Source organism: Arthrobacter sp. Hor0625 (assembly GCF_052567525.1).
The window spans coordinates 2,350,817-2,373,703 of record NZ_CP199586.1 but is presented as its reverse complement, the minus strand read 5'-3'; the positions used below and the strand labels follow the sequence as shown (position 1 = coordinate 2,373,703).

At 71.0% G+C, this 22,887-nt stretch carries 22 protein-coding genes; 11 read left to right on the top strand and 11 right to left on the bottom strand.

The annotated features are described in order from the left end of the window. Window positions 1-96: 96 nt before the first annotated feature. Genes ACTWLI_RS10975 through ACTWLI_RS10950 form a run of 6 tightly spaced genes read left to right on the top strand, consistent with a single transcriptional unit; the run spans window position 97 to window position 6,127 of the window. The gene (locus ACTWLI_RS10975; protein WP_445153892.1) at window positions 97-1,116 is read left to right on the top strand and encodes a hypothetical protein; all 1,020 of its coding nucleotides are present in this window, start codon (window positions 97-99) and stop codon (window positions 1,114-1,116) included. Further along, on the top strand, window positions 1,113-1,814 hold the full coding sequence (locus ACTWLI_RS10970; protein ID WP_445153891.1) for a DUF4129 domain-containing protein: 702 nt from the start codon (window positions 1,113-1,115) through the stop codon (window positions 1,812-1,814). Before ACTWLI_RS10975 ends, ACTWLI_RS10970 begins: the two co-directional genes overlap by 4 nt. Before the next feature lie 14 nt (window positions 1,815-1,828). Next, on the top strand, window positions 1,829-3,022 hold the full coding sequence (locus tag ACTWLI_RS10965; protein WP_445153890.1) for a DUF4350 domain-containing protein: 1,194 nt from the start codon (window positions 1,829-1,831) through the stop codon (window positions 3,020-3,022). After that, complete coding sequence (locus ACTWLI_RS10960; RefSeq protein ID WP_445153889.1) at window positions 3,019-4,104, top strand: AAA family ATPase; 1,086 nt, start codon at window positions 3,019-3,021, stop codon at window positions 4,102-4,104. Before ACTWLI_RS10965 ends, ACTWLI_RS10960 begins: the two co-directional genes overlap by 4 nt. A 3-nt stretch (window positions 4,105-4,107) precedes the next feature. After that, window positions 4,108-5,400: a DUF58 domain-containing protein gene (locus ACTWLI_RS10955; protein WP_445153888.1), complete on the top strand. Its 1,293-nt coding sequence runs from the start codon at window positions 4,108-4,110 to the stop codon at window positions 5,398-5,400. Between the two features lie 16 nt (window positions 5,401-5,416). Then, window positions 5,417-6,127: a DUF4166 domain-containing protein gene (locus ACTWLI_RS10950; RefSeq protein WP_445153887.1), complete on the top strand. Its 711-nt coding sequence runs from the start codon at window positions 5,417-5,419 to the stop codon at window positions 6,125-6,127. Here the strand turns inward: ACTWLI_RS10950 and ACTWLI_RS10945 are convergent. From ACTWLI_RS10945 to ACTWLI_RS10910, 8 genes are all read right to left on the bottom strand, one after another. Further along, window positions 6,124-7,155: a hypothetical protein gene (locus ACTWLI_RS10945; protein WP_445153886.1), complete on the bottom strand. Its 1,032-nt coding sequence runs from the start codon at window positions 7,153-7,155 to the stop codon at window positions 6,124-6,126. The two genes, ACTWLI_RS10950 and ACTWLI_RS10945, sit on opposite strands and share 4 nt — an antisense overlap. 2 nt (window positions 7,156-7,157) lie before the next feature. After that, window positions 7,158-7,589, bottom strand: a complete 432-nt coding sequence (locus tag ACTWLI_RS10940) for a chorismate mutase (RefSeq protein WP_445153885.1) — start codon at window positions 7,587-7,589, stop codon at window positions 7,158-7,160. Window positions 7,590-7,712: 123 nt separating this feature from the next. After that, a complete protein-coding gene (locus tag ACTWLI_RS10935) occupies window positions 7,713-9,428 on the bottom strand; it encodes an ABC transporter ATP-binding protein (protein WP_445153884.1) in 1,716 nt (571 codons plus the stop codon). Further along, window positions 9,425-10,444, bottom strand: a complete 1,020-nt coding sequence (locus ACTWLI_RS10930; protein WP_445153883.1) for an ABC transporter permease — start codon at window positions 10,442-10,444, stop codon at window positions 9,425-9,427. The genes ACTWLI_RS10935 and ACTWLI_RS10930 overlap by 4 nt, the downstream gene beginning before the upstream one ends. Before the next feature lies 1 nt (window position 10,445). Further along, window positions 10,446-11,537, bottom strand: a complete 1,092-nt coding sequence (locus tag ACTWLI_RS10925; RefSeq protein ID WP_445153882.1) for an ABC transporter permease — start codon at window positions 11,535-11,537, stop codon at window positions 10,446-10,448. A gap of 132 nt (window positions 11,538-11,669) precedes the next feature. Next, window positions 11,670-13,304, bottom strand: a complete 1,635-nt coding sequence (locus tag ACTWLI_RS10920; protein WP_445153881.1) for an ABC transporter substrate-binding protein — start codon at window positions 13,302-13,304, stop codon at window positions 11,670-11,672. Window positions 13,305-14,160: 856 nt separating this feature from the next. Continuing rightward, on the bottom strand, window positions 14,161-15,285 hold the full coding sequence (gene mnmA, locus ACTWLI_RS10915) for a tRNA 2-thiouridine(34) synthase MnmA (RefSeq protein ID WP_445153880.1): 1,125 nt from the start codon (window positions 15,283-15,285) through the stop codon (window positions 14,161-14,163). 119 nt (window positions 15,286-15,404) lie between these two features. Then, window positions 15,405-16,631 (bottom strand): cysteine desulfurase family protein, encoded by a 1,227-nt coding sequence (locus ACTWLI_RS10910; RefSeq protein WP_445153879.1) that lies wholly within the window; start codon window positions 16,629-16,631, stop codon window positions 15,405-15,407. An 82-nt stretch (window positions 16,632-16,713) separates the two neighbouring features. Between ACTWLI_RS10910 and ACTWLI_RS10905 the strand changes: the two genes are divergently transcribed. After that, window positions 16,714-17,589, top strand: a complete 876-nt coding sequence (locus ACTWLI_RS10905) for a DMT family transporter (RefSeq protein ID WP_445153878.1) — start codon at window positions 16,714-16,716, stop codon at window positions 17,587-17,589. Here ACTWLI_RS10905 and ACTWLI_RS10900 read toward each other — a convergent pair. Further along, window positions 17,558-18,274, bottom strand: a complete 717-nt coding sequence (locus ACTWLI_RS10900) for a helix-turn-helix transcriptional regulator (protein ID WP_445153877.1) — start codon at window positions 18,272-18,274, stop codon at window positions 17,558-17,560. The two genes, ACTWLI_RS10905 and ACTWLI_RS10900, sit on opposite strands and share 32 nt — an antisense overlap. A gap of 94 nt (window positions 18,275-18,368) precedes the next feature. Between ACTWLI_RS10900 and ACTWLI_RS10895 the strand changes: the two genes are divergently transcribed. Beyond that, window positions 18,369-18,782, top strand: a complete 414-nt coding sequence (locus ACTWLI_RS10895; protein ID WP_445153876.1) for a hypothetical protein — start codon at window positions 18,369-18,371, stop codon at window positions 18,780-18,782. Between the two features lie 80 nt (window positions 18,783-18,862). On the opposite strand, the gene ACTWLI_RS10890 is transcribed toward ACTWLI_RS10895, so the two are convergent. Beyond that, on the bottom strand, window positions 18,863-19,435 hold the full coding sequence (locus ACTWLI_RS10890; protein ID WP_445153875.1) for a hypothetical protein: 573 nt from the start codon (window positions 19,433-19,435) through the stop codon (window positions 18,863-18,865). A gap of 147 nt (window positions 19,436-19,582) precedes the next feature. Continuing rightward, window positions 19,583-20,485, bottom strand: a complete 903-nt coding sequence (locus tag ACTWLI_RS10885) for a diacylglycerol/lipid kinase family protein (RefSeq protein ID WP_445153874.1) — start codon at window positions 20,483-20,485, stop codon at window positions 19,583-19,585. A 125-nt stretch (window positions 20,486-20,610) separates the two neighbouring features. Here ACTWLI_RS10885 and ACTWLI_RS10880 point away from each other — a divergent pair, with 125 nt between their 5' ends. From ACTWLI_RS10880 to sigK, 3 genes are all read left to right on the top strand, one after another. Then, window positions 20,611-21,582 carry a J domain-containing protein gene (locus tag ACTWLI_RS10880; RefSeq protein ID WP_445153873.1) on the top strand — a complete coding sequence of 324 codons (972 nt, stop codon included), beginning with the start codon at window positions 20,611-20,613 and terminating at the stop codon, window positions 21,580-21,582. A gap of 29 nt (window positions 21,583-21,611) precedes the next feature. Then, the gene (locus ACTWLI_RS10875) at window positions 21,612-22,079 is read left to right on the top strand and encodes a tRNA (cytidine(34)-2'-O)-methyltransferase (protein WP_445153872.1); all 468 of its coding nucleotides are present in this window, start codon (window positions 21,612-21,614) and stop codon (window positions 22,077-22,079) included. 202 nt (window positions 22,080-22,281) lie between these two features. Further along, on the top strand, window positions 22,282-22,887 hold the full coding sequence (sigK, locus tag ACTWLI_RS10870) for an ECF RNA polymerase sigma factor SigK (RefSeq protein ID WP_445156164.1): 606 nt from the start codon (window positions 22,282-22,284) through the stop codon (window positions 22,885-22,887).

Below are 22,887 nucleotides of genomic sequence, written 5' to 3'. Positions count from 1 at the left end.
CAGCCGCAGTGGGGGCAGCCGCCCCAGTGGGCCGCCCACCCTGGGCCGGGCTGGCCCGGGCCGCCGCGCTACGCGGCCCCGCCGAAGCCCGGTATCGTGCCGCTGCGCCCGCTCCTGTTCGGTGAGATCGTCGACGGCGCGTTCCAGGCCGTGCGGCGCAATCCGGCGGCCATGCTGGGCGCCGGGGTCATCGCCCAGGCCCTGGGCTCGGTCACGACTGCCGTGGTCGGTTCCGGCGTCGTCTCCACCGGCTCGCTCGGCCCGTGGCTGGAGTCCCTCGCCCCCACCGAGGCCCTAACCCTCATTCTCGGGGTTGCCGGGGCCGCCGTGCTGTTGTCGCTGCTGGCAGTCCTGCTCTCGATCGTCATGCAGGGCTTCATGGCGGTCCCCGTCGCCCGGTCGCTGCTGAACCGTCCCACCGGGTTCCGCCAGATGTGGACCCTGGCGCGATCGCGCACCGGCGCCCTTCTGGGCCTGGCCGCCGTGCTGATGCTGGGCGCGGCGGCGGCCGTCGCCCTCGCCGTGGCCGCCACTGTCGCGGTGGTGGGCCTGCCGGGCCGATCGGCCGGGGTGCTGCTGGTCGTCCTGTTCCCGCTGCTGGCCGTGGTCCTGCTGTGGCTGGCCATCCGCTTCCAGGTGGCGCCCTCGGCGATCGCCGTGGAGGAGATCGGCGCGTTCGCGGGGCTGCGCCGCTCCTGGCACCTGACCGGGGGCCACTGGTGGCGCATCTTCGGAATCACCCTGGTGGTGGGCCTGCTCGTCGGGGTGATCACCCAGGTCATCCTGATTCCCGTGAATCTCCTCGGCCAGGGGCTGGGCGGGACAGTCTTCGCCCAGGGCGGCGACGCCGGGGACCAGACCGTCAACGCCGCCGTCGTCGTCCTGGGCACCGTCGTCGCCGCCGTGGTGGCCGCCGTCGGCTTCGCGTTCCAGGCATCGACGGTCTCGCTGGTGTACCTGGATCTGCGGATGCGCAAGGACGGCCTGGACCTGGCCCTGATGCGGCAGCTCGAGACCGGCGCCGACCCCGCCGGGGTTCCGGGCCGGGCAGCCGCTGCCGACGGCGGCTCCCGGCCGTGGCCGCCACCCGCCGGGTGGCCCCCGGTCCGCGGATGACGGCCGGTCCAGCGGTGCGCGTGACGGCGGGATGGACCGCCGGCCAGCCGGAACCGCCGGTGCTTCCCGGCAGGGAAGAAGCCGCCCGCTGGGCGGCGGAGGAGCTCGCGAAAGCGCCCTACCGGGAGGCCCGGCCCAGCTGGCTCGAGAATGCCCTTGCCGACTTCGCCCGCTGGCTGGATTCCCTGTCTCCTGCCGGCGCGGACGCGCCCGGGTCCGGCTTCGCGGTGGCGCTGCTGCTGATCGCCGCCGCCGCCGTCGTTCTCGTCGCCGTCCGGGTGGCGCGGCCCCGGCTCAACGCCCGTCGGCCGGACGCCAAGGCCGTTTTCGAGGCCGGCACGGACCTTACCCCGGAGGCCCACCGCGGCCGGGCGGCCGCGGCGGCCGCGGCCGGGGACTGGTCCACCGCCGTCGTGGAGCAATTCCGCGCCCTCGTCCGCGCGGCTGAAGACCGGGCCGTACTCGACGCACAGCCCGGCCGGACGGCCGCCGAGGTCGCGGCCCGGCTGGGCCGGGCCTTTGGCACCCATACCGCGGAACTGGACACCGCCGCAGCCCGCTTCGACGCCGTCCGTTACGGCGGCGCCAGCGCCGGACCCGCCGACCACGCCGCCCTGGCCGCGCTGGACGCGGCGCTGGCGGCCACTGCCCCGGACTACCGCCAGGGCACGCCCGGTGCCCTCGCCAGGCCGCTATGACGGAGCAGGCCACCATGACGGACCGACCCGCCGCCATCCGCCCGGCCGCGGCGGGGAGCACCCCGGCCCTGCGCCGGGCGTTCCGGCGGCACCGCACCTGGGCCATCCTCGCCGCCGTCTTTGTCGCCGCCCTGGTCCTCACGGCGGTCCTGCAACTGCAACCCCGCGGGGACCGGGCTGCCCTCTCCACCCGGAACGCCGCCCCAGAGGGGGCGCGCGCCGCCGCGGAGATCCTCGGCCGGCACGGCGTCGCCGTGGAGCAGCAGGACTCTTTCGAGGGAACCGCCAAGGCCCTGGGGGCCGCCCGGCGCGCCGGATCCGGCACGACCCTCCTGCTCTACGACCGCAACGGCTACCTCGGCCGCGAGCAGCTGCAGCAACTGCGCGGCGCTGCGGACCGCCTGGTCGTGGTCACCCCGCGACTGACCACCCTGCAAGGTATGGGCGGCGGGTTGGCGCAGGCCGGCGTGGTGCAGGACGGCACGGACGACCTCGCCCCGGCGTGCGCGGATGCCGACCCCGCCGCAGCCGGCACGGTGTCCGCCGCGGACGGCTTCCTGTACCTCGGGGACACGGTCTGCTACCCGGCACCGGGGAGCCGGGGAGGCCTGTACGCCAGCAGCGCGGACGGCCGGACCGTGGTCCTGGGCAGCACCGGCATCCTCAGCAACCGGGCCCTGGCCGAGCACGGCAATGCCGCCCTCGTGCTGCGTGCCCTGGGCAAGGAGCAACGGCTGATCTGGTACCTGCCCGGACTGACCGATGTGCCCGCCGCGGCGCATCCGGCCACCCTGGACGAGCTCACCCCGCCGTGGACCCGCGTCATCGGGCCGTGGCTGGCATTCGTGGCGGTGCTCGCGATGCTCTGGCGCGGCCGCAGGCTCGGGCCGCTGGTCGTCGAGCCCATCCCGGTGGTGGTCAAGGCGGTGGAGACGGCCGAGGGCCGTGCCCGCCTCTACCATGACGCAGGGGCGGTGGACCAGGCCGCGGACGTGCTCCGGGCCGGCTCGCTGGTGCGGCTCGCCAAGGCGCTGCGGCTGGGCCCGGAAGCGGGCGCCGGCATCATCGCTGAGGCCGTTGCCCGGCACCTGGACCGCACCCCGGAAAGCGTCGCCGCCATCGTTGACGCCTTTCCCCACACCGAAACCGGACTCGTGCACTACGCGGAGCGCCTGGACAGACTAGAGAAAGAGGTACACGGCCGATGAACGATCTCCCCGGTGTCACCGGCGGCGCTGCCGCCACGGAGGCCTCCGCGCCCTGGCCCGCGCCGCGCCCGGCCCCGCAACCGGCCCCGCAACAGCCGGCGGGCAGCCCCGGCCCCCGGGATGACCGGGACCCAGACCCCGTCCGGCAGGCGCTGCTGGCGGTGCGCCGGGAGGTAGCCAAGGCCGTCGTCGGGCAGGACGCCACTGTCACCGGAATGCTCATCGCCCTGCTGTCCCGCGGCCATGTACTGATCGAAGGGGTGCCGGGCGTAGCCAAGACGCTGCTGGTGCGGAGCCTCTCGGCCGCCCTGAGCCTGGATACGAAGCGGATCCAGTTCACCCCGGACCTGATGCCCGGCGATGTCACCGGCTCGCTCGTCTACGATTCGCACACCTCCGAATTCAGCTTCCGCGAAGGTCCTGTCTTCACCAATATCCTGCTTGCGGACGAGATCAACCGGACCCCGCCCAAGACGCAGGCTTCGCTGCTGGAGGCCATGGAGGAGCGTCAGGTTTCGGTCGATGGCGCCTCCCGCCCGCTTCCGGCCCCCTTCATCGTCGCGGCGACGCAGAACCCGGTCGAGTACGAGGGCACCTATCCCCTGCCGGAGGCACAACTCGACCGCTTCCTGCTCAAGCTGACCATGCCGCTGCCCGGCCGGGACGACGAGATCGAGGTGATCCGGCGGCATGCGGCCGGCTTCGACCCGCGCGACCTCGCCGCGGCCGGGGTGCGTCCCGTGGCCGGCCCGGCCGAGCTGGAACTGGCCCGCCAGGCTGTGGCGGCCGTCGAGATCGGTCCCGAAGTCCTCGCGTACATCGTCGACGTCGTCCGCGCCACGCGGGCCGCGCCGTCGTTCCAACTGGGCGTCTCGCCGCGCGGCGCTGCGGCCCTGCTGAACGGGGCCCGGGCCTGGGCGTGGCTCTCCGGCCGGCGCTTCGTCACCCCCGACGACGTCAAGGCCCTCGCACTCCCCTGCCTGCGGCACCGGGTGGCGCTGCATCCCGAAGCGGAGATGGACGGCGTCCAGGTCGACGGGGTGCTCGGCAGCATCCTCGCGTCCGTGCCGGTCCCGCGCTAGGCCATGGCGGTTTCGGGACGCTTCGTGCTGCTTGCCCTACTGGGCCTGGTCCCCGTCCTGCTCGTTCCCGGCTGGCAGTCCGCCACGGTCACAGTACTGCTGCTCGCCGCGGCCGCGTTCCTCGACCTGGCCCTCGCCGCCCGGCCCCAGGACCTCTCGGTCCACCGGGCGGACCCCGGCAACGTCCCGCTCGGCGGCTCGGCGGAGTCCGTGCTCACGGTGGCCAATGCCGGCCGCCGCACCCTGCACGCTGTGGTCCGCGACGCCTGGCAGCCCTCGGCCGGCGCCCGGGAGCCGGTCCAGCGGCTGCTCGTCCCGGCGGGCGAACACCGCCGGATGAGGGTTGCGCTCCGTCCCACCCGGCGCGGGGAACTGGCGGCCGCCCACGTCACGGTTCGTTCTTTTGGCCCGCTGGGCCTCGCCGCACGGCAACGGACGCTGCCTTGCCCCGGGTCGCTGCGCGTGCTGCCGCCGTTCCGCTCCCGGCGGCACCTTCCGTCCAAGCTGCGCCAGCTGCGGGAACTCGACGGCAAGGCCGCGGTCCAGATCCGCGGCGCCGGCACCGAATTCGACTCGCTGCGCGACTACGTCCGCGGCGACGACGTGCGCTCCATCGACTGGCGTGCCACGGCCCGCCGCTCCGCCGTCGTGGTCCGCACGTGGCGGCCGGAGCGCGACCGCCGGGTGGTGATCCTGTTGGATACCTCGCGCACTGCCGCCGCCCGGATCGCCGACGAACCGCGGCTGGATACCGGCATCGAAGCCGCGCTGCTGCTGGCGGTACTCGCCGAACGGGGCGGTGACCGGGTCGATTTCCTGGCCTACGACCGCAGGCTCCGGGCCCGCGCCGGCTCGGCGGAGAAAGGATCACTGTTGAACCGGCTCGTCCAGGCGATGGTCCCGCTGGAGGCGGAACTGATCGAATTGGACTGGCCCGGGATTCCCGCGCAGGTCGGGGCGGTCTCGAGCCACCGGTCGCTGGTCGTGCTGCTCACCGCGCTCGACGGCGGAGCCCCCGAGGAGGGACTGCTGCCGATGGCCGCCCGGCTGGCCCGGGAGCATGTGGTGGTGGTCGCTTCGGTCCGCGACCCGGCGCTGGGCCGGATGCAGCAGGACCGCTCGAGCGCCGCCGCGGTCTTCCGTGCCGCGGCGGCCGAACATGCCCTGCTCGAACGCGAGGCGGTCAGTGCCCAGCTGCGCCGCGCCGGGGTGGAGGTGGTCGACGCCGAACCGCAGCAGCTGCCGCCGGCGCTCGCGGACGCGTACATTCGTTTGAAAGCCGCCGGACGGCTGTGACCCCCAGGAGGATGCCGTGACCAGCTACGACCCCATCTACCGGACCGGCCTCGGGCCCGACTTTGCCCGGCTGCAGCCGGAGCTCCAGGAGTACTTCTCGCTCGCGCCGGGATCCGGGCACTTCGGCGTCGGCGAGGGCATCTTCGACGTCGTCGGCTGCCGGCAGCGCTGGCTGCGCCCGTTGCTGCGGCTGGCGACCGGCGAGGAGGCGTTCTTCCCGGAGTACGGCGAAGGCATCAGGTTCCGGATTGAGAACCACGCCCACCTTGACCCGTTCGGACGGTCCAGCCTGACCGCCCGGCGGGAGATCTTCTTTCCGGGCACCACCAGGATCTTCTCCGACACCACCAGCCTGGATGCCACCGGTGGCGCTCCGCGGCTGGTCGACTATGTCGGCAGGTACCGCCGGCTGGTCACCGACCTGAACCTGGCCGTGACACCGGAAGGCAGGCTGCGCGGGGTGTCCGAGGCGTCGCGGCTGCTCCTGGGGCCCTTGCGGATTCCGTTGCCGGGACCGTTGGATGCCAAGGCGTATGCGGAGCAGTGGTGGGTCCCGGAGGAAGGCCGGCACCGGATCCAGGTCAAGGTGATCCAGCCGCAGCTCGGCCTCGTGCTGGTCTACGCGGGACACTTCGACTACCGCCTGGAGCCGTACCCGGGCGGGACGACGGCGCCGGGGCACCTGCCCGCCGCGGCCCGGCCGGACCGCTGGGAGGCCCGGGTCTAGCCGAGCGCGAGCTGGTTCAGCCCGTCCGCCACCTGTGTCAGCCGGCCCAGCACCGCCGTCGCCGATGCCGGGGTGTACCCCGCGAGGCCGCCGGCGGGGGTGACGCGGACCGCGCCGAGCGCGGTGGCCGGAAGTCCAAGCTGGCGCCACGGGCGCCAGAGAGCCTCGACCGCTTCGGGCACCCGCGGCAGCGCCGCGGCGGGTTCGTCGACCGGCAGCACCCCTGCCCAGAGGCGCTTACCGGCTTCCACCGCGGCGGCGAGGTGTTCCCACTGGCGTGAGGTCAGCGCCCGCAGCGGGACCGCGATCCCGTCCGCTCCGGCGGCGAGGATCCGCTCGAAGGGTGCTTCCACCTCGGGCACGGCAATGACAATCTCCGCCGCGCCCGCCGCACGCAGGGCGTCGACGACGAGCCGCCAGGACTCGGTGGCCTCCGACCCTGCCACCGCGCGCAGGGTGCGGTAGCCGCTGGAGGTGGGGATGGTCCCGGCCAGGACGGCGGCGATGTCGGGTTCGTCGAGCTGCACCGTGATCCGGGCCCCCGGCGCCGCGCCGGACACCCGGCGGAGGAAGTCATCCATCCCGGCGGCAAGCGATGCCGCGAGGTCCCGGCGGGCGCCGTGGTCGATCAGCGCGCGTTCGCCGTGATGCAGGTGCAGTCCGGCGGCGAGGCTGAGCGGTCCGCGCAGCTGGACCTTGATCTCCGGGGCCGGGGCCTCCTCCGCTCCGATCAGATCGGCCAGGATGTTCAGGTCTGTGGAGAGCGCGGAGCGGGCGCGCAGGTAGTCCTTGCCCGGCCGGTCCACGAGCCGCCAGCCGTAGGGCTGGACGTCGGCGGCGAGGCCTTCGAGCAGCGAAGCCGTGCGGCCCAGGGCGTCCGAGCCGACGCCCCGGCCCGGGAGCTCGGCCAGGAAGGGCAGGTGCGGGCTGCCGAGCTCACCGCGGATGATGCGGCCGGCCTCCACCGGGTCCTCGCCGGGCCACGGGCCCAGCGCGGTGGCGGTGACCTGGCCGGGCAGATCAGGCACGGCTAGGCCTCGGCGGCGACGGCCGGGTCCGCGGCAGCCGTGGCAGCCGTGGTCCGCTGCGCGGACGCTTCGTGGTCTTCGGCGATCGCCTCGTGGTGGCGGATGACCTCGCCGATGATGAAGTTCAGGAACTTTTCGGCGAACGCCGGGTCCAGGTGGGCTTCGGCCGCGAGCCGGCGGAGGCGGGCGATCTGGGCGGTTTCCCGGCCGGGGTCACCGGCGGGCAGCTTGTGCGCGGCCTTGAGGAACCCGACCTTCTGCGTCGCCTTGAACCGCTCGGCGAGGAGGAAGACCAGGGTGGCGTCGATGTTGTCGATGCTGGACCGGATCGAGAGCAGTTCCGCCATCACCGCGGGATCAACCTGCCCGGCCAGGGAACTGGCGGTGGGGTCGTAGCTGTCGGCGTCGGGGAGGTTCTGGCTCTGCTCGGTCATTGGTCCAGTTTAGGGGTCCGGGGCCGAAATCCCCCGGGTGTTAAGCGGCCGGGCCCGCCGTCCGCTGCGAGTGGTTCGCAGCGGACGGCGGGCCCAGCCACCGGGTTCGTGCCGGTGCGGCGGCTACGCGCCAAGCACCGCGCGGAACGCCTCTCGGCGTTTGGCCTGCTCGTCCGGGTCGGGAACCGGCAGGGAGGCGATGAGCTTCTTCGTGTAGTCGTGCTGCGGGTTTCCCATGACCTGGTTGCCCAGGCCCTGCTCGACCATCCTGCCCTTGTACAGGACGCCCACCCAGTGCGAGAGGATGTCCACCACGGCCAGGTCGTGGCTGATGAAGAGGCACGCGAACCCGAACTCGGCCTGGATCTCCTTGAACAGCTCCAGCACCTTGGCCTGCACCGAAACGTCCAGCGCCGACGTCGGTTCGTCGGCGATCAGCAGCTTCGGGTTCAGGATCAGGGCCCGGGCCAGCGAGGCGCGCTGGCGCTGACCGCCGGAGAGTTCGTGCGGGAAGCGCTCGGCGTACGACGCCGGCAGCTGCACCGATTCGAGCAGCTCCCGGGTCCGCTGGCGCGCCTGCGCCGGGGTCGGGTTGCCGTGGATGACCAGGGGTTCGGCGATGCATTCACCGATGGTCAGCTGCGGGTTGAACGACGCCGCCGGGTCCTGGAACACGAAGCCGATCTGCTTGCGCAGCGGCTTGAAGGTGCGCTCCTTGAGGTTGAGCATCTCGTAGTCGAGCACCTTCAGGCTGCCGCCGGTGGTCTTGTTCAGGCCCGCGATGGCGCGGCCGATCGTGGTCTTGCCGGACCCCGATTCGCCGACCAGGCCGAACACCTCGCCCTCGGAGAGGGTGAAGCTGACCCCGTCGACGGCCTTGAACGCCGGGCTGCCCAGCCGGCCGGGGTACTCGATGGTGAGGTTCTTCGCCTCGACCAGCACCTTCCCGCCCTGGTGGGCGCGTTCGGCCATGCCCGCCGAAGCCGAGTTCCGTCCCAGGTGCGGGACCGCGGCGAGGAGTTTCTTCGTGTAGTCCTGTTTCGGTTCGGCGAACAGCACCTTGGCGCTGGCCTCCTCGACGACGTCGCCCTGGTACATCACAACGACGCGGTCGGCGAGGTCGGCCACGACGCCCATGTTGTGCGTGATCAGCACGATCGAGGTGCCGAACTGGTCCCGCAGGCCGCGGAGCAGGTCCAGGATCTCCGCCTGCACAGTGACGTCCAGGGCGGTGGTCGGCTCGTCGGCGACAATCAGCCCTGGGTTCAGCGCCAGCGCGGCCGCGATGACGACGCGCTGCTTCTGCCCGCCGGAGAACTGGTGCGGGTAGTAGTTGACCCGCGTTTCCGGGTCCGGGATGCCGACCTTGCGGAGGGCCTCCACCGCACGGGCCTTGGCTTCCTTGGCGCTGACCTTGCCGGCGCCGCCGTGCGCGGCGTGGGCGCGGATGCCCTCGGCGATCTGCCAGCCCACGGTGAAGACCGGGTTGAGCGCCGTGGACGGTTCCTGGAAGACCATGGCCACGTCGCGGCCGCGGATTTCCCGGAGCTTCGAGGCGCTGACGCTGATCACGTTGTTGCCGTTGATCAGCACCGCCCCGGAGCTGATGGCCGTCTCGGGCAGCAGGCCCAGGATGGTCTTGGCGGTCACGGTCTTGCCGGAGCCGGATTCGCCGACGATCGCGACGACCTCGCCGGGATTGACCTCCAGGCTGACGTCCTTGACCGCGTAGACGTCCCCGGCGTCGGTGGCGAAGGTGACTTTCAGGTGGTCGATGTCCAGCACAGGCCCGGCGCTGCGGGGCTGCTGGTCGGAAACTGAACCGATATTGGTGCTCATGAACTGCTCACTTCTGCTGAGACCGGCGCCTGGCTGCCGGCGGTGCCGGGCCCGGTTTTGCCGGGGGCCGCTTTCTTGCGGCCGCGCAGCCGCGGGTCGTTGAGGTCGTTGATGCTCTCGCCGACCAGGGTCAGGCCCACGACGGTGAGGACGATGGCCAGGCCCGGGAACACGCCGGTCCACCAGATGCCGGAGGTGGTGTCCGCCAGCGCCTTGTTCAGGTCGAAGCCCCACTCGGCGGCCGACGTCGGCTCGATGCCGAAGCCGAGGAAGCCCAGTCCCGCGAGGGTGAGGATCGCCTCGGAGGCGTTCAGCGTGAAGATCAGCGGCAGCGTGCGGGTGGCGTTCCGGTAGATGTGCCGGGTCATGATCCGGATGTTGGACGCGCCCACCACCTTGGCCGACTCGACGAACGGCTCGGCCTTGAGCCGGATGGTTTCGGCGCGGATGACGCGGAAGTACTGCGGGATGAAGACCACCGTGATGGAGATCGCCGCGGCCAGGATGCCGCCCCACAGGGAGGAACGGCCGCCGCTGATGACGATGGCCATCACGATGGCCACCAGCAGGGACGGGAACGCGTACACGGCGTCGGCGACGACCACGAGGATCCGGTCCAGCCAGCCGCCGATGTAGCCGCTGACCAGGCCCAGGATGACGCCGATGAAGATCGACATGATCACGGCCACGATGATCACCAGGACGGCGGTCTGCGCACCCCACACCACGCGGGAGAACACGTCGTAACCGCCCACGGTGGTGCCCAGCAGGTGCTTGCCGCCGGGTGCCTGCTGCGCCGGGAAGTTGCCGTCGGCGTCGGAGATCTGGGAGAACCCGAACGGCGCGATCAGCGGAGCGAAAATCGCGGTGAGCAGGAACAGGCCGGTGAGGACCAGCCCGGTGACGAGCATGCCGCGCTGGAGCCCGACGCTCTTGTTGAAGTGGGAAATGACCGGGAGCCTGCGGAACCACGGGTCCCGGCGGCTCTCGGCGGCGATGGTTGGTTCGATGCTCATGTCAGTACCTCACGCGGGGGTCGATCAGCGCGGCGACGATGTCCACGATGAAGTTGGTCACGGCCACGATGACGGCGAGGAGCACGACGATGCCCTGCACGGCCACGAAGTCGCGGGCCGTCAGGTAGGTCGCCAGCTGGAAGCCGAGGCCTTTCCATTCAAAGGTGGTCTCGGTCAGCACGGCGCCGCCGAGCATGACCGCGATCTGCAGCCCCATGACGGTGATGATGGGGATGAGGGCCGGCTTGTAGGCGTGCTTGGTGACCAGGCGGAATTCGCTGACGCCGCGGGAGCGTCCTGCCTCCACGTAGTCCTTGCCGAGGGTGCCAATCACGTTGGTGCGGACCAGGCGCAGGAAGATACCGGCGGTCAGCAGGCCCAGGGCGACCGCGGGAAGCACCGCGTGCGCGAAGACGTCGCCGAGTGCGGCCATGTTGCCGCTGCGCAGGGAGTCCAGCCAGTAAATGCCGGTGGGTGCCTGCAGCGCGGTGAGGGCCAGTTCCGTGGAGGTCTTGGCCCGGCCGGCAACCGGCAGCCAGCCCAGCCAGACGGCGAAGGTCAGCTTCAGCAGCAGGCCGGCGAAGAAGACGGGCGTGGCGTAGCAGAGGATCGCGAAGATCCGCAGCACGGCGTCGGCGGCCTTGTCGCGGCGGTGCGCGGCGATCATGCCCAGCGGGATGCCCACCAGCAGTGCCACGATCAGCGCATTGATGGACAGTTCCAGGGTGGCCGCACCGTAGGTGGTGAGCATTTCGGAGACCGGGCGGTTGTCCGAGAGCGTGGTGCCGAAATTGCCGGTGATGAGCTGCCCGAGGTACTCGAAGTACTGCACGAAGATCGGCCGGTCGTAGCCGGCGGCGTGGATGCGTTCGGCCAGCTGCTCCGGAGGGAGCCGGCCGCCGAGGGCCGCGGTGATGGGGTCGCCGGTGATCCGCATCAGGAAGAACACGAGCGTGACCAGGATGAAGATGGTCGGGAAGATCAGCAGGAACCTGATCAGGATGTACTGGCCCAGTCCCCCACCGGACGCCTTTTTCTTGGTCGGCAATAGGCCGTCGGCGTCGCTGGGCGGCGCCTCAATAAGTGTTGTCATTGGTACCTAAAGTTGTGCTTCCGTCGGCTTCGTGGGCTTCCGGAATCGGTTGTCCCGCTACCCGCAAGAAAGGCGGGACGCCGCGCGGGCGCCCCGCCTCCTTGGCTGGTCAGGACCGGATGGGGATTGGACCTACTTGGAAATCACACCAAGACGGGTCTTGAAGGACGCGTCGAGGGTCTTTTCGACACCCTGGACGTCCTTGCCGGCGACCATGAGCTGGGCGCCCTGCAACAGCGGCAGCGTGGAGAGGTCCTTGGCGACGGCGGTCTGGGCCTCGCCAAGCAGCTTCTCGCGCTCGGTCTTGTCCACCGTGGTGAGCTGCTTCTTGATCAGGTCGGTCACGGTGGGGTTCTCGTAGTGGTTCTTCAGGAAGTTGCCCGGGATGAAGAACGGGGTCAGGTAGTTGTCGGCGTCGGAGTAATCCGGGAACCAGCCGAGCTGGTAGACGGGGTAGACGTCGGCGGTGCGGTCCTTGGAGTAGGTGACCCACTCGGTGGACTGCAGGTCGACTTTGAACAGGCCGGACTTTTCGAGCTGTTCCTTGATCATGGCGTACTCGTCGCCGGAGGACTTGCCGTAGTGGTCCGGGTTGTACTGCAGCTTCAGGGTGACGGGGGCGGTGACGCCGGCGTCGCTGAAGGCCTTCTTGGCCTTGTCGAGGCTGGGCTTGCCGCTGCCGTCGCCGTACATTTCCTTCAGCGGCGTGATGGCGCCGACGAAGCCGTCGGGGACCACGGAGTAGGCGGGCAGGTAGGTGCCCTTGTAGACCTGGCTGGCGATCGCGTCACGGTCGACGACGTTGGCCATGGCCTGGCGGACGGCGAGCGCCTTCTTCGCGTCGGCGTCGGCAGTCTTGGCGCCGAACGGCATCGTGTCGAAGTTGAAGACGATGTAGCGCAGCTCGCCGCCCGGGCCCTTGTGGACCTTGACCTTGGAGTCCTTCTCGAGATCGGCGGCGTCGGTGGCGGTGAGGCTGCGGCCGGCGACGTCGATGTTGCCCTGCTGGACGTCCAGCTTCAGGTTGTTCGAGTCCGCGTAGTACTTGATCGTGGCGCTGTCGTTGGCCGGCTTGCCGAGCAGGCCCTGGTAGTCAGGGTTGGCCTTGAGGCTGACGAGCTCGTTCTTCTTGTAGCTCTCGATCGTGTACTGGCCGGCGAAGGGCTTGCCCTTGACGATGTCGTCGTCGCTCATCAGCTTGTCCGCGGCGAAGACCTCTTCGTCGATGATCGGACCGGCGTTGGCGGCGAGCACGCCAGGGAAGACCTGGTCGTTGCCTTCCTTGAGCTTGAAGACCACGGTGGAGTCGTCCTTGACTTCCACGGAGGCGAGGTTGCCCAGCAGGGAGGCCGGGCCGTTGTCATCGTTGATCTTGACGATGCGGTCGATCGAGAACTTCACGTCGGAGGACGTCAGCGCGTGGCCGTTGGCGAACTTCAGGCCGGGCTTGAGCTTGACGGTGTATTCCGTCGGGCTGGTGAACGATGCGGACTCGGCGATGTCCGGGGTGGAGTCGGCCGTTCCGGGCTTCGAGTTCATCAGGAACGGGTAGATCTGGTTCATCACCATGAACGAGCCGGCATCGTAGGAGCCGGCCGGGTCAAGGGTGACAACCTTGTCCGTGGTGCCGTAGGTGATGGTGCCTCCGCCTGCGGCGCTGCCGGAAGCGGTTCCGCCGCCGGAAGGGCCGGTGCAGGCCGTCAATGCAAAGGCGGAAACCCCGGCGAGCGCGATGGCGCTCCGCAGGGCCTTGTTGTTCATTGCCATCTGTGAACTTTCTGTTCGATGAGTACTAGTGCGCAGCCCGAAGTAGCTTGACTCGTTGGGAGCCCACTGTCCTGATTCCTAGATTCAACCAGAAGACCCGGGGCAGAATCGTCGAATCCTGTGAGTTGAGACACAAAATTTACACGACGCGGAGGAAGTTATCGCATTCTTCGGCAGCAGGGGCCGTTCTCCGGCGTTTTAACCCGGGGCTGGCGGGTCCGCCGACTGCGTCCGGGGGTGGCCGCACGGCATCTCAGAGCGGACGTGCCCACCCCCGGCATCGGCGACGGACATGCCCGTCCCCCGGACCGGCCAGTGGGCATGATCCTGAAATGCCCAGCCGTGGCCCTCAGGAACGGGCATGCTCAGCGGCAGGGCGGGCCGAGGAATGGGCATGTCCGCCGCCGGCCTTCAAGGACGGGCATGTCCGGCGGCGGTGATGGTTTTGCCGCGGCGGCCCTGGCTTCCGCGCGGCCACCGGGCCAACAGGCAGGAACAGCCCCCGGCGCGCTTCGGGGCCCTACGGAACCCGCATCTTCGCCCCGACTGTAAACGGACATGTCCATCCCCCAGCTCAGCCACTGGGCACAATCCTGAAATGCCCAGCCGCGGCCCTCAAGAAAGCGCATGCTCAACGGCCGGGCTGGCCGCGGAATGGGCATGTCCGGTGCAGGCCTCCAATGACGGGCATGTCCGGTGCGGGCGCCTAGGGATGGGCATGTCCGGTGGCCTCGGGTGGCTCGGGGGCCTCCTGCGCGCGACGGACACCGGCGCAGGGACGTCGGCGCAGGGACGTCGGCGCAGGGACGCAGTCCGGGCGCGGCGCAGTTAGAGCGCGGCGCGCTTAGGGCTTCGGTTAGAGCGCGGCGCGCTGCAGCGAGCGTGCGGCGTCGATGGTGGCCTGGCCCAGGACCCGGCTGCCCTGGTAGAGCACCACGGTCTGGCCCGGGGCGACCCCGCGCAGCGGCTCCACCAGCGTGACCACAAGCTCGCCCGAACCCGCGGCGTGATCCATGCGGGCGGTCGCCGGCACCGGGTCGCCGTGGGCGCGGACCTGGGCATGGCAGTCGAACTCGGCGCCGGTGGCAATCTCCGCGATCGGGAGCCCGGCCCAAGAGACCTTAATGCCGCGGATCTCGTCGATGGCCAGCAGCGCCTCCGGGCCCACCACGACCTTGTTTTCCTTGGGCCGGATTTCCAGCACGAAGCGCGGCTTGCCGTCGGCCGCCGGGGTGCCCAGCTTCAGCCCGCGGCGCTGGCCGACGGTGAAGGCGTTGGCTCCCGGGTGCTCGCCGACCTTGGCACCGGACTCGTCCACGATGTCGCCGGTGGTCATCTCGATCTTCTCGGCCAGCCAGCCGGCGGTGTCGCCGTCGGGGATGAAGCAGATGTCGTGGCTGTCCGGCTTGTTGGCCACGGACAGGCCGCGGCGCTCGGCCTCGGCCCGGACCTCGGCCTTGGACGGGGTGTCCGCGAGCGGGAACATCGAGTGGCGGAGCTGTTCGTGCGTGAGGACCCCGAGCACGTAGCTCTGGTCCTTGGCCCAGTCGGCGGCGCGGTGCAGCTCCGGGTTGCCGTCGGCGTCGGTAATGACCTTGGCATAGTGGCCGGTGCAGACGGCGTCGAACCCGAGCGCGATCGCCTTCTCCAGCAGGGCAGCGAACTTGATCCGCTCGTTGCAGCGCATGCAGGGGTTCGGCGTGCGGCCGGCGGCGTACTCGTCGATGAAGTCCTGGACGACGTCTTCCTTGAACCGCTCGGAGAAGTCCCAGACGTAGTACGGGATGCCGAGCACATCGCACGCACGCCAGGCGTCGCGCGAGTCCTCGATGGTGCAGCAGCCGCGGCTGCCGGTCCGGAGCGTGCCGGGCATGCGGGACAGGGCCAAGTGGACCCCGACGACGTCGTGGCCCGCCTCGACGGCGCGTGCTGCGGCGACGGCGGAATCGACGCCGCCGCTCATGGCTGCTAGAACTCGCATGCTGGCTTTCTCCAGGGAACGGGGGGACGCGGGCGGCGGCTAGCACACGCCCGCCGTACCAGTCTATCGCCGCGCCGAATGCTACCCCAAAAAAGCGCCGGCCCGCGGCGGCGGGATGCCTAGCCCCGGGCGGACTGGCGGGCCACGGTGCCTGCGGTCTGGATGCTGGATTCGTGACCGGCCATGCCGGCCTGGCGGGCCCGGGCGTAGGCGCCCGGCAGGGCCGCCAGCAGCGCGTCGACGTCGCCCTCGGTGGACGCGTGGCCGAGGGTGAAGCGCTGGGCACCCCTGGCCGTGTCCTCGTCCAGGCCCATGGCGAGCAGCACGTGCGAGGGGCGCGGCACGCCGGCGGTGCAGGCGGATCCGGTAGAGGACTCCACCCCGGTGAGGTCCAGCAGGAACAGCAGCGAGTCGCCCTCGCAGCCGGGGAAGGTGAAGTGCGCGTTGCCGGGCAGCCGGCCGGCGCCGGGGGCGCCGCGGAGCACGGCTTCCGGGACGGCGGCGCGGACGCCGTCGATCAGCCGGTCCCGCAGCGCGGAAAGGCGCGCGGATTCCGCCGCCAGGTTGGCGGTGGCGGCCTGCGCAGCCGCGGCGAAGGCGGCGATCGAGGCGGTATCCAGGGTGCCGGAGCGCACGTCGCGTTCCTGTCCCCCGCCGTGCAGGACCGGGGTCAGCGCCACGGCACGGCCCAGCAGGAGCGCCCCCACACCGACCGGCCCGCCGATCTTGTGGCCCGAGACGGACATGGCGTCCAGGCCGGTTCCGCGGAAGTCCACCGGCACGGAGCCGAAGGCCTGGACCGCGTCGGAGTGCACCGGCACCCCTGCGGCGTGCGCCAGCGCCACGACGTCGGCGACCGGCTGGATGGTGCCGACTTCGTTGTTGGCCCACATGACGGTGACCAGGGCGATCGACTCGGGATCGTCGGCGAGTTCGGCCTTCAGGGCGGCGAGGTCCAGCAGGCCGTCGGCGTCCACGGGCAGCCAGCGGACCTCCGCGCCTTCGTGCCGTTCCAGCCATTCGACGGTGTCCAGCACGGCATGGTGTTCGACGGCGGTGCACAGGATGCGGGTCCGGCGCGGATCGGCTGCCCGGCGGGCCCAGTACAGGCCCTTGACGGCCAGGTTGTCCGCCTCCGTGCCGCCGGACGTGAAAATGACCTCCGAGGGATGCGCCCCGGCGGCCGCCGCAAGCGTCTCCCGGGCATCCTCGACCGTCCGGCGGGCCCGGCGTCCGGACCCGTGCAGCGAGGACGGGTTGCCGGTGCGGGACAGTTCCCGGGTCAGGGCTGCCAGCGCCTCCGCGGCGAGCGGCGTGGTCGCGGCATGGTCAAGGTATACAGGCACGGACCAATTCTACCGTGGCGGCACGGACCTCCGCCCTGCCGCAGCAGGCGGAAGCAGCCGCATGCTGGTGTACATTCGAGCGGTGAAAGCGCCCCTGTACCTTGTTCTGGCGACCTTGTTCTGGTCCGGAAATTTCGTCGTCGGCCAGGCCGCAGTGGCCTCGATGACGCCGCTGGACCTGACGTTCTGGCGCTGGACGCTGGCGGCGGTGCCGCTGCTTGTACTGGCCCACTTCGTCGAGAAGCCGGACTGGCGGGCGGTCCTGCGCCGCTGGCCGGTGCTGCTGCTGCTCAGCGCACTGGGAATGAGCGGCTACACCCTGCTCCTCTACTCGGCGCTGGGGTACACCTCCGCCATGAACGCCTCGCTGATCACGGCGGCCAACCCTGCCCTGATCGTGGTGATGGCCATCGTCCTGCTCGGCGAACGAACGACGCGGCTGGGCTGGCTGGGCATCGGCCTGGGCCTGTTGGGCGTCCTGCTGGTCCTGACCCGCGGCGACCTGCAGCGGGTGGCCACCCTTTCGATCAACACCGGCGAGCTGCTGATGATCGGCGCGATCATCGTCTGGGGCGGCTATACGATCATTGCCCGACGGCTGGGGGTCCCGCCGATTGCCGCCACCGCGGTGCAGGTGGCCATGGCCACCGTGACATTGGCACCCCTCGCGCTCGTCCAGCATGCGCGGCTTCCCGACACCCCGGCCGAGGCCTGGTCACTGGGCTACATCGCCTTGTTCCCCTCGCTGGGTGCCTACCTGTTCTGGAACCTGGCACTCAAGACCACACCGCCGGGGACCGCGGGGAACTACCTGAACCTGATGGTGGTCTTCACGGCGGCGATCACGCTGGCGCTGGGCACGCCGCTGACTCCGGTGCAGGTGGTGGGCGGGATCCTGGTGGTCGCCGGGGTCCTGCTGACCGGCCTCAGGGGGCAGCCGAGACCTGCGCCGGCCTGATCCGCGCGCAGCACTGAGCCGGGCCGGCTTCCCCCCGGGACCGCAGGGCGGCGATGTCGAGCGCCTGCACCCGGCCGGTGTCCTCGCCGCAGCCCTCGGCGGCGCCGGCCAGGAAGGCGCCGTTCATGGCGCACACGGTTCCGGCATGGCCCTGGGCCACCCGGTGGAACGGGCAATTGAGCAGCGCCAGCCCGCCCTCGCCGTCGTCCACCGGCCGGTATCCCTCGGCGGTAAGCAGACCGGCGAACCCGGTTCCGCCGGCGGCTTCCGCGGCGTCCCGGCCCCGCGCGCGGGCCACCCGCAGCAGCGCGTCCCCCACCGGGCCGCCGCCGGCGGCGCTTTCTTCCACGGCAGCGACCAGCAACTCCGCGGCGAGGTCGTAACTGCGTTCCGGTACCGACGCCGAGACCTCCTGGACGGCCGCCCGGTAGAGCTTGGCCGGCCGCCCCGAGCCGGGACCGGAACGGTCGCCGAGTTTGCGGAAGTCCGCTGTCAGCAACCCGTCCGCCACCAGGCGGTCCAGGTGGAACGACGCCGTGCTGCGCGCCAGCCCCAGGGCCTCGGCGGTATCGTCACGGCCGACCGCCCGGTCCGCGGCGGCCACGAAGTCAAAGATCCTGCGGCGGTTCTGGTCGGCCAGGGAGGCGACGGCGGACACCCTGCGGCTCCACGGGAAACGGCTCATGAAACAAGCCTAGCTCTAAAACCAAGATCCGTTGCTTTAGTCCTGCTGCGGTTCTAAAATCGGGGTATCCATTTTTAGAAGTTAGGAGTGCACGATGAAAACCTCACCCTTGCCGGCGGCAGCGGCCCCGGCGGTTGCGGCCGCGGCGCAGGCGCAGGCCTTCCTGCTGCTGCGGACCGTCTTCACGGTGGCGCCCATCCTGTTCGGGCTGGACAAGTTCACCAATCTGCTCACCGACTGGACGATGTACCTGGCGCCGGCGGCCACTGCCGTCGTTCCGCTGCCGGCGCAGAACTTCATGTACATCGTGGGCGTCGTTGAGATTGTTGCGGGCATCGCGGTGGCGGTGCGGCCGCGCTTCGGGTCGCTGCTGGTTGCCGCGTGGCTGCTCGGCATCATCGTCAACCTGCTGGTTCTGGGCAGCTTCTACGACGTGGCCCTGCGGGACTTCGGCCTGATGGTCGGTGCACTGGCCCTCAACAGGCTCTCCCCGCGGCACCGTCCGTAGCCGGCCGTCGCGGCCGGCCCGCGCCGCCGGTGGCGCCCGGCGAAGCAGGCTGGCCGCGCCGCCGTCGCACGGTCGGCGGATCAGGCCGACGGCGGCAGGACCGCCAGCCGGTCCGCGACATCGGCCCGGGCGGCGGCGAGCGCCGCGGCGTTGGGGCACGAGACCGAGATGTAGACCGATGAGCCCGCCTTCGCAAAGACCCTCGCGTAGCTGGCCGTGGCCCGGGCGCCGGCCCTCTTGCCGCCGTCGAGCACCAGGACCTGGACCCGCGGGCCGGGTTTGCCCGGTTCTCCGCCCCAGCGCAGCTTGGCGGGTTTGAGGTAGGACGGCAGGATGCTGGCGTCCAGGTAATGGAACAGCGCTTCGGTGGAGGCCTTGTCGTCCCCGGCCACGGCGAGCGGCCACTGGTTTTCGCGGACCTTGGCGGCGACCAGGCAGCCGGCGCCGTTGCGGTACTCGCTCGCCCCGGCCACGTCCTGCTTGCCCCGCTTCCAGCCCGGCGCGTCGCCCAGCCCGTCGGAGAGCCGCACCGGCACGCCGGCCGCGAGGGACCCGCCTGCGCTGAACGGCAGGTCCCGCGCCGCGACCGCCTCGGCGTCGTGGCCCGGCGTGATGCTGGGGGTGGCGATGCCGGCCGGGCTGCTGGCCGGCATGGCTGCCCCGGGGTCGGGGACTCCGATGCTGCACCCCGCCAGCACCGGAAGGAGCGCCGCCAGCACCCACGCCCCGGCCGGCCCGCCGGTACCCCGGGGTCCCGTGCCTGCAGCTTTCCGGTCCCTCCCCATCATGTTCCGCCTTTCCTACGCCAGGACCCGGACCGCGGCCGGGACGACGTCGATCACCAGGGGCAGCGGTCCGATCCGCTCCCCGTCCGCGTACGCGACCACGCCGCGCGCCTCCAGCTCAACCCGCCGGACGCGGCGGAGCTGCACGGCCGGATGGTCCACGTGCCGTCCGGAAAACACCTTGGGGAACACGGCGAGGAAACGGGCGCGCGAGAGCGGCGTGACGATGAACAGGTCGAGGAAGCCGTCGTCGAGCGCGGCGTCCGGGGCCACCTTCATGCCGCCGCCGATCGACTGGCCGTTGGCCACCGAGATCAGCATCGCTCCCTGCTCCCAGCGCTCGCCGTCGGCCGTGACGGTGTACTCGATGGCGCGGAAGGTGGCCAGTTCCCGCAGCATGGCCAGGTTGTACCGGGCCTGTCCCCGCGGCCTGCGCCAGGCATTGGCGCGCTCGTTGACCGCGGCGTCAAAGCCCGCGGACACGACCCCGGCAAACCAGTGGGTGCGGCCGCCGGAACTGATCCGGCCGGCGTCGATCAGCCGCCCGCCCGATCCCAGGCCGGCCAGGACGCGTGCCGCGGCGGCGTCGGTGTCGTGCCGCGGCAGGCCGAGCGTGCGGGCCACGTCATTGCCGGTTCCGCTCGGGATGATGCCCAGGGGCGTGGCGCCGTACGGCGCGCCCGAGCCGGCGAGCGCGTTCACGCCCAGGTGGACCATGCCGTCGCCGCCGGCCACCACGAGCGCGTCAACCCCGTCGGCGAGTGACTTGTCCACGGCCCGGGCCAGGGCCTCGTAGCTGTCCTCGCACAGCAGCACGACCTCAGCCCCGGCGGCACGGAAGCAGTCCGCGGCGTCCCGGCCGGCCTGCGGGCCGCGGCCGAAGGAGGCGCGCGGGTTGACGGCCAGGGCGATCTTCATGGGCTGAATTATGCCAGCCGGCGGGAACCATCGGCGGCCACACGCTCGTTGTCCAGCCAGCCGGTTAAACTGTCCAGGCCGGAGGTTCAGGCCGGACCGGCTCCACCGAGGCAAAGGAATCGTCCTTGACGCAGGGCAACAGCTCGCACTACCAGGTCCTGAGGATCCCCGTCACGGCGACGGATAGGGACATCAAGGTGGCCTACCGCAAGGCTGCCCGCCGCGCCCACCCGGACCACGGGGGCGACGCCGCCACCTTCCGCCGCGTCACGCTCGCCTATGAGACCCTCATCGATGCCAGGCGCCGCGCCGCGTACGACCGTTCCTACGGCAGCGGCACCGCTTTCTCCAGCCGCACCGCCCCGGCCGAGGAGACTGCCCACTTTGATGCACCCGCCGCGGGCAGCCGGTCGTCCGCCCACATCCGCCGGCCGAATACGCCGCGCAACACCGCCGCCGACGCCCCGGTCTACGTGCCGTCCTTCGAGGAACTGGCGGCAGCCGGCGGGGTTCCGTTGATCCCGGCGCCGGTGGCGGCGCAGCAGGTCCACGGCATGCCGCGGCGGCGCGGGATTTTCGGTGCCGAGGCGCGCATCCAGCGCGAACTGCGGACGGTGCAGCTAATCACCCGCCAGGTGCTCCCGGCCATCCCGGCCGCCCGGCTGGTCAACGGGCTGCAGTCCCCCGCCGATAACAGCCACATCGACCACGTGCTGCTGTCCGGCTACCGGCTGGCAGTCATCGGGTCCATGCTGCTGCCCCCGGGAGCCTATGCCTGGAACGGCAGCACGCTGAACCATGGCGGCCGGTCCATCGCCCCGCCCCAGCTGGCCCATGTGGTCCGGCGGATGCAGGACATCTTCCCGGAACTGAACGTCACGGGCTGGACGGTCGTCCACAGCACCGACGGCAACCTGCACGAACCCGTGATTGACCGGCACCCCCGCTCCCGGGACCGCGCCGCCGGGCACGAGACCGTGCAGGTAGTCAACGCCGCCGGGCTGGTCCGCGGGCTCAAGGAATTCCTCAGCTCCGGGCCGGCCCCGAACACGGTGAACGTCCCGGTGCTCGCCCGGCTGCTGCGCGGAATGCACTAGCCCCCGGCACCGCTGGCTAGGATGGAAGGGTGTTCCGCATCCTCTTCCACAGCCCTGAAATTCCCGGCAATACCGGCAACGCCATCCGCCTGGCCGCAATCACCGGGGCGGAGCTGCACCTGGTGGAACCGCTGGGTTTCGATTTCTCCGATGCGAAGCTGCGCCGCGCCGGGCTGGACTACCACGACCTCGCCGTCGTGACCGTGCACCCGGACCTCGACGCCGCGTGGGAAGCGCTGCGCCCGGAGCGGGTCTTCGCTTTCACCTCCGACGGCGAACGGTCCTACACCGAGATCGACTACCGGCCCGGCGACGTGCTGATGTTCGGCCGCGAATCGGTGGGGCTGTCGGAGGAAACCAAGCACGACCCGCATGTCACCGCCCGGGTCCGGCTGCCGATGCTGCCGGCGCTGCGCTCGCTGAACCTGGCCAATGCCGCCTCCATCGCCGTCTACGAGGCCTGGCGCCAACAGGGTTTCGCCGGCGCCAAGCTGTAACTCCGGTTCCGAAGTCCGGCCCATCCGCCGGACGCTCCGCGCCGAATTACCGGTGAGAAATCATCGATGCGGAGCGAGGAGCGAGGAACAGCAGGTGAGTACTTTGCAGGCGGACCGCCGGCCGGCGGCCGCGGCCGGACACCACGCGGCCGAAGCCCGCCTTGGCCCCCGGGCCGCGGACGGCACCTTATGCTTGAAGGTGATGGAAACTCCGAACGCCCCGAATCCCGAGGCCGCAGCTCCCCCCAACGCCGCAGCCGAGCTAAACCGCCGGCTCGGAGCGCTCCTGGGCCGGGTTGCCGCCGGGGACCAGGCCGCCTTCGCCGAGTTCTACCAGCTCACCTCGCGCCGTGTTTATGGCATGGCCCGCCGCGTGCTGATCGACGCCGAGCTCAGCGAGGACACCACCCAGGAAGTCTTCCTCCAGGTCTGGCAGAACGCGTCAAAGTTCAACGCCGACGCCGGCAGCCCGCTCGCGTGGCTGATGACCATCTCTCACCGCCGGGCGGTGGACAAGGTCCGGTCCTCGCAGTCCGCCTCCGACCGCGAAGCCAGGTACGGCGCGACCAGCCAGGAGATCGACCACGATTCGGTCTCCGACGAGGTCGGCAGCCGGCTCGAAGCCGAGGCGGTGGTCCGTTGCCTGGACACGCTCACGGACACGCAGCAGGAATCGGTCCGGCTCGCCTACTACGGCGGCCTGACCTACCGGGAGGTCGCCGAGAAACTCAACGCGGCCGTGCCCACCATCAAGTCCCGCATCCGCGACGGACTGATCCGCCTGAAGACCTGCCTGGGGGTGAGTTGA

Excerpts from the sequence above, each read along its gene's own strand:
- ACTWLI_RS10970 (WP_445153891.1), top strand. The coding sequence starts at position 1,113 with ATGACGGCCGGTCCAGCGGTGCGCGTGACGGCGGGATGGACCGCCGGC.
- ACTWLI_RS10965 (WP_445153890.1), top strand. The coding sequence starts at position 1,829 with ATGACGGACCGACCCGCCGCCATCCGCCCGGCCGCGGCGGGGAGCACC.
- ACTWLI_RS10960 (WP_445153889.1), top strand. The coding sequence starts at position 3,019 with ATGAACGATCTCCCCGGTGTCACCGGCGGCGCTGCCGCCACGGAGGCC.
- ACTWLI_RS10955 (WP_445153888.1), top strand. The coding sequence starts at position 4,108 with ATGGCGGTTTCGGGACGCTTCGTGCTGCTTGCCCTACTGGGCCTGGTC.
- ACTWLI_RS10940 (WP_445153885.1), bottom strand. The coding sequence starts at position 7,589 with ATGACCGAGCAGAGCCAGAACCTCCCCGACGCCGACAGCTACGACCCC.
- ACTWLI_RS10935 (WP_445153884.1), bottom strand. The coding sequence starts at position 9,428 with ATGAGCACCAATATCGGTTCAGTTTCCGACCAGCAGCCCCGCAGCGCC.
- ACTWLI_RS10930 (WP_445153883.1), bottom strand. The coding sequence starts at position 10,444 with ATGAGCATCGAACCAACCATCGCCGCCGAGAGCCGCCGGGACCCGTGG.
- ACTWLI_RS10925 (WP_445153882.1), bottom strand. The coding sequence starts at position 11,537 with ATGACAACACTTATTGAGGCGCCGCCCAGCGACGCCGACGGCCTATTG.
- ACTWLI_RS10920 (WP_445153881.1), bottom strand. The coding sequence starts at position 13,304 with ATGGCAATGAACAACAAGGCCCTGCGGAGCGCCATCGCGCTCGCCGGG.
- mnmA (WP_445153880.1), bottom strand. The coding sequence starts at position 15,285 with ATGCGAGTTCTAGCAGCCATGAGCGGCGGCGTCGATTCCGCCGTCGCC.
- ACTWLI_RS10900 (WP_445153877.1), bottom strand. The coding sequence starts at position 18,274 with ATGAGCCGTTTCCCGTGGAGCCGCAGGGTGTCCGCCGTCGCCTCCCTG.
- ACTWLI_RS10895 (WP_445153876.1), top strand. The coding sequence starts at position 18,369 with ATGAAAACCTCACCCTTGCCGGCGGCAGCGGCCCCGGCGGTTGCGGCC.
- ACTWLI_RS10890 (WP_445153875.1), bottom strand. The coding sequence starts at position 19,435 with ATGCCGGCCAGCAGCCCGGCCGGCATCGCCACCCCCAGCATCACGCCG.
- ACTWLI_RS10885 (WP_445153874.1), bottom strand. The coding sequence starts at position 20,485 with ATGAAGATCGCCCTGGCCGTCAACCCGCGCGCCTCCTTCGGCCGCGGC.
- sigK (WP_445156164.1), top strand. The coding sequence starts at position 22,282 with ATGGAAACTCCGAACGCCCCGAATCCCGAGGCCGCAGCTCCCCCCAAC.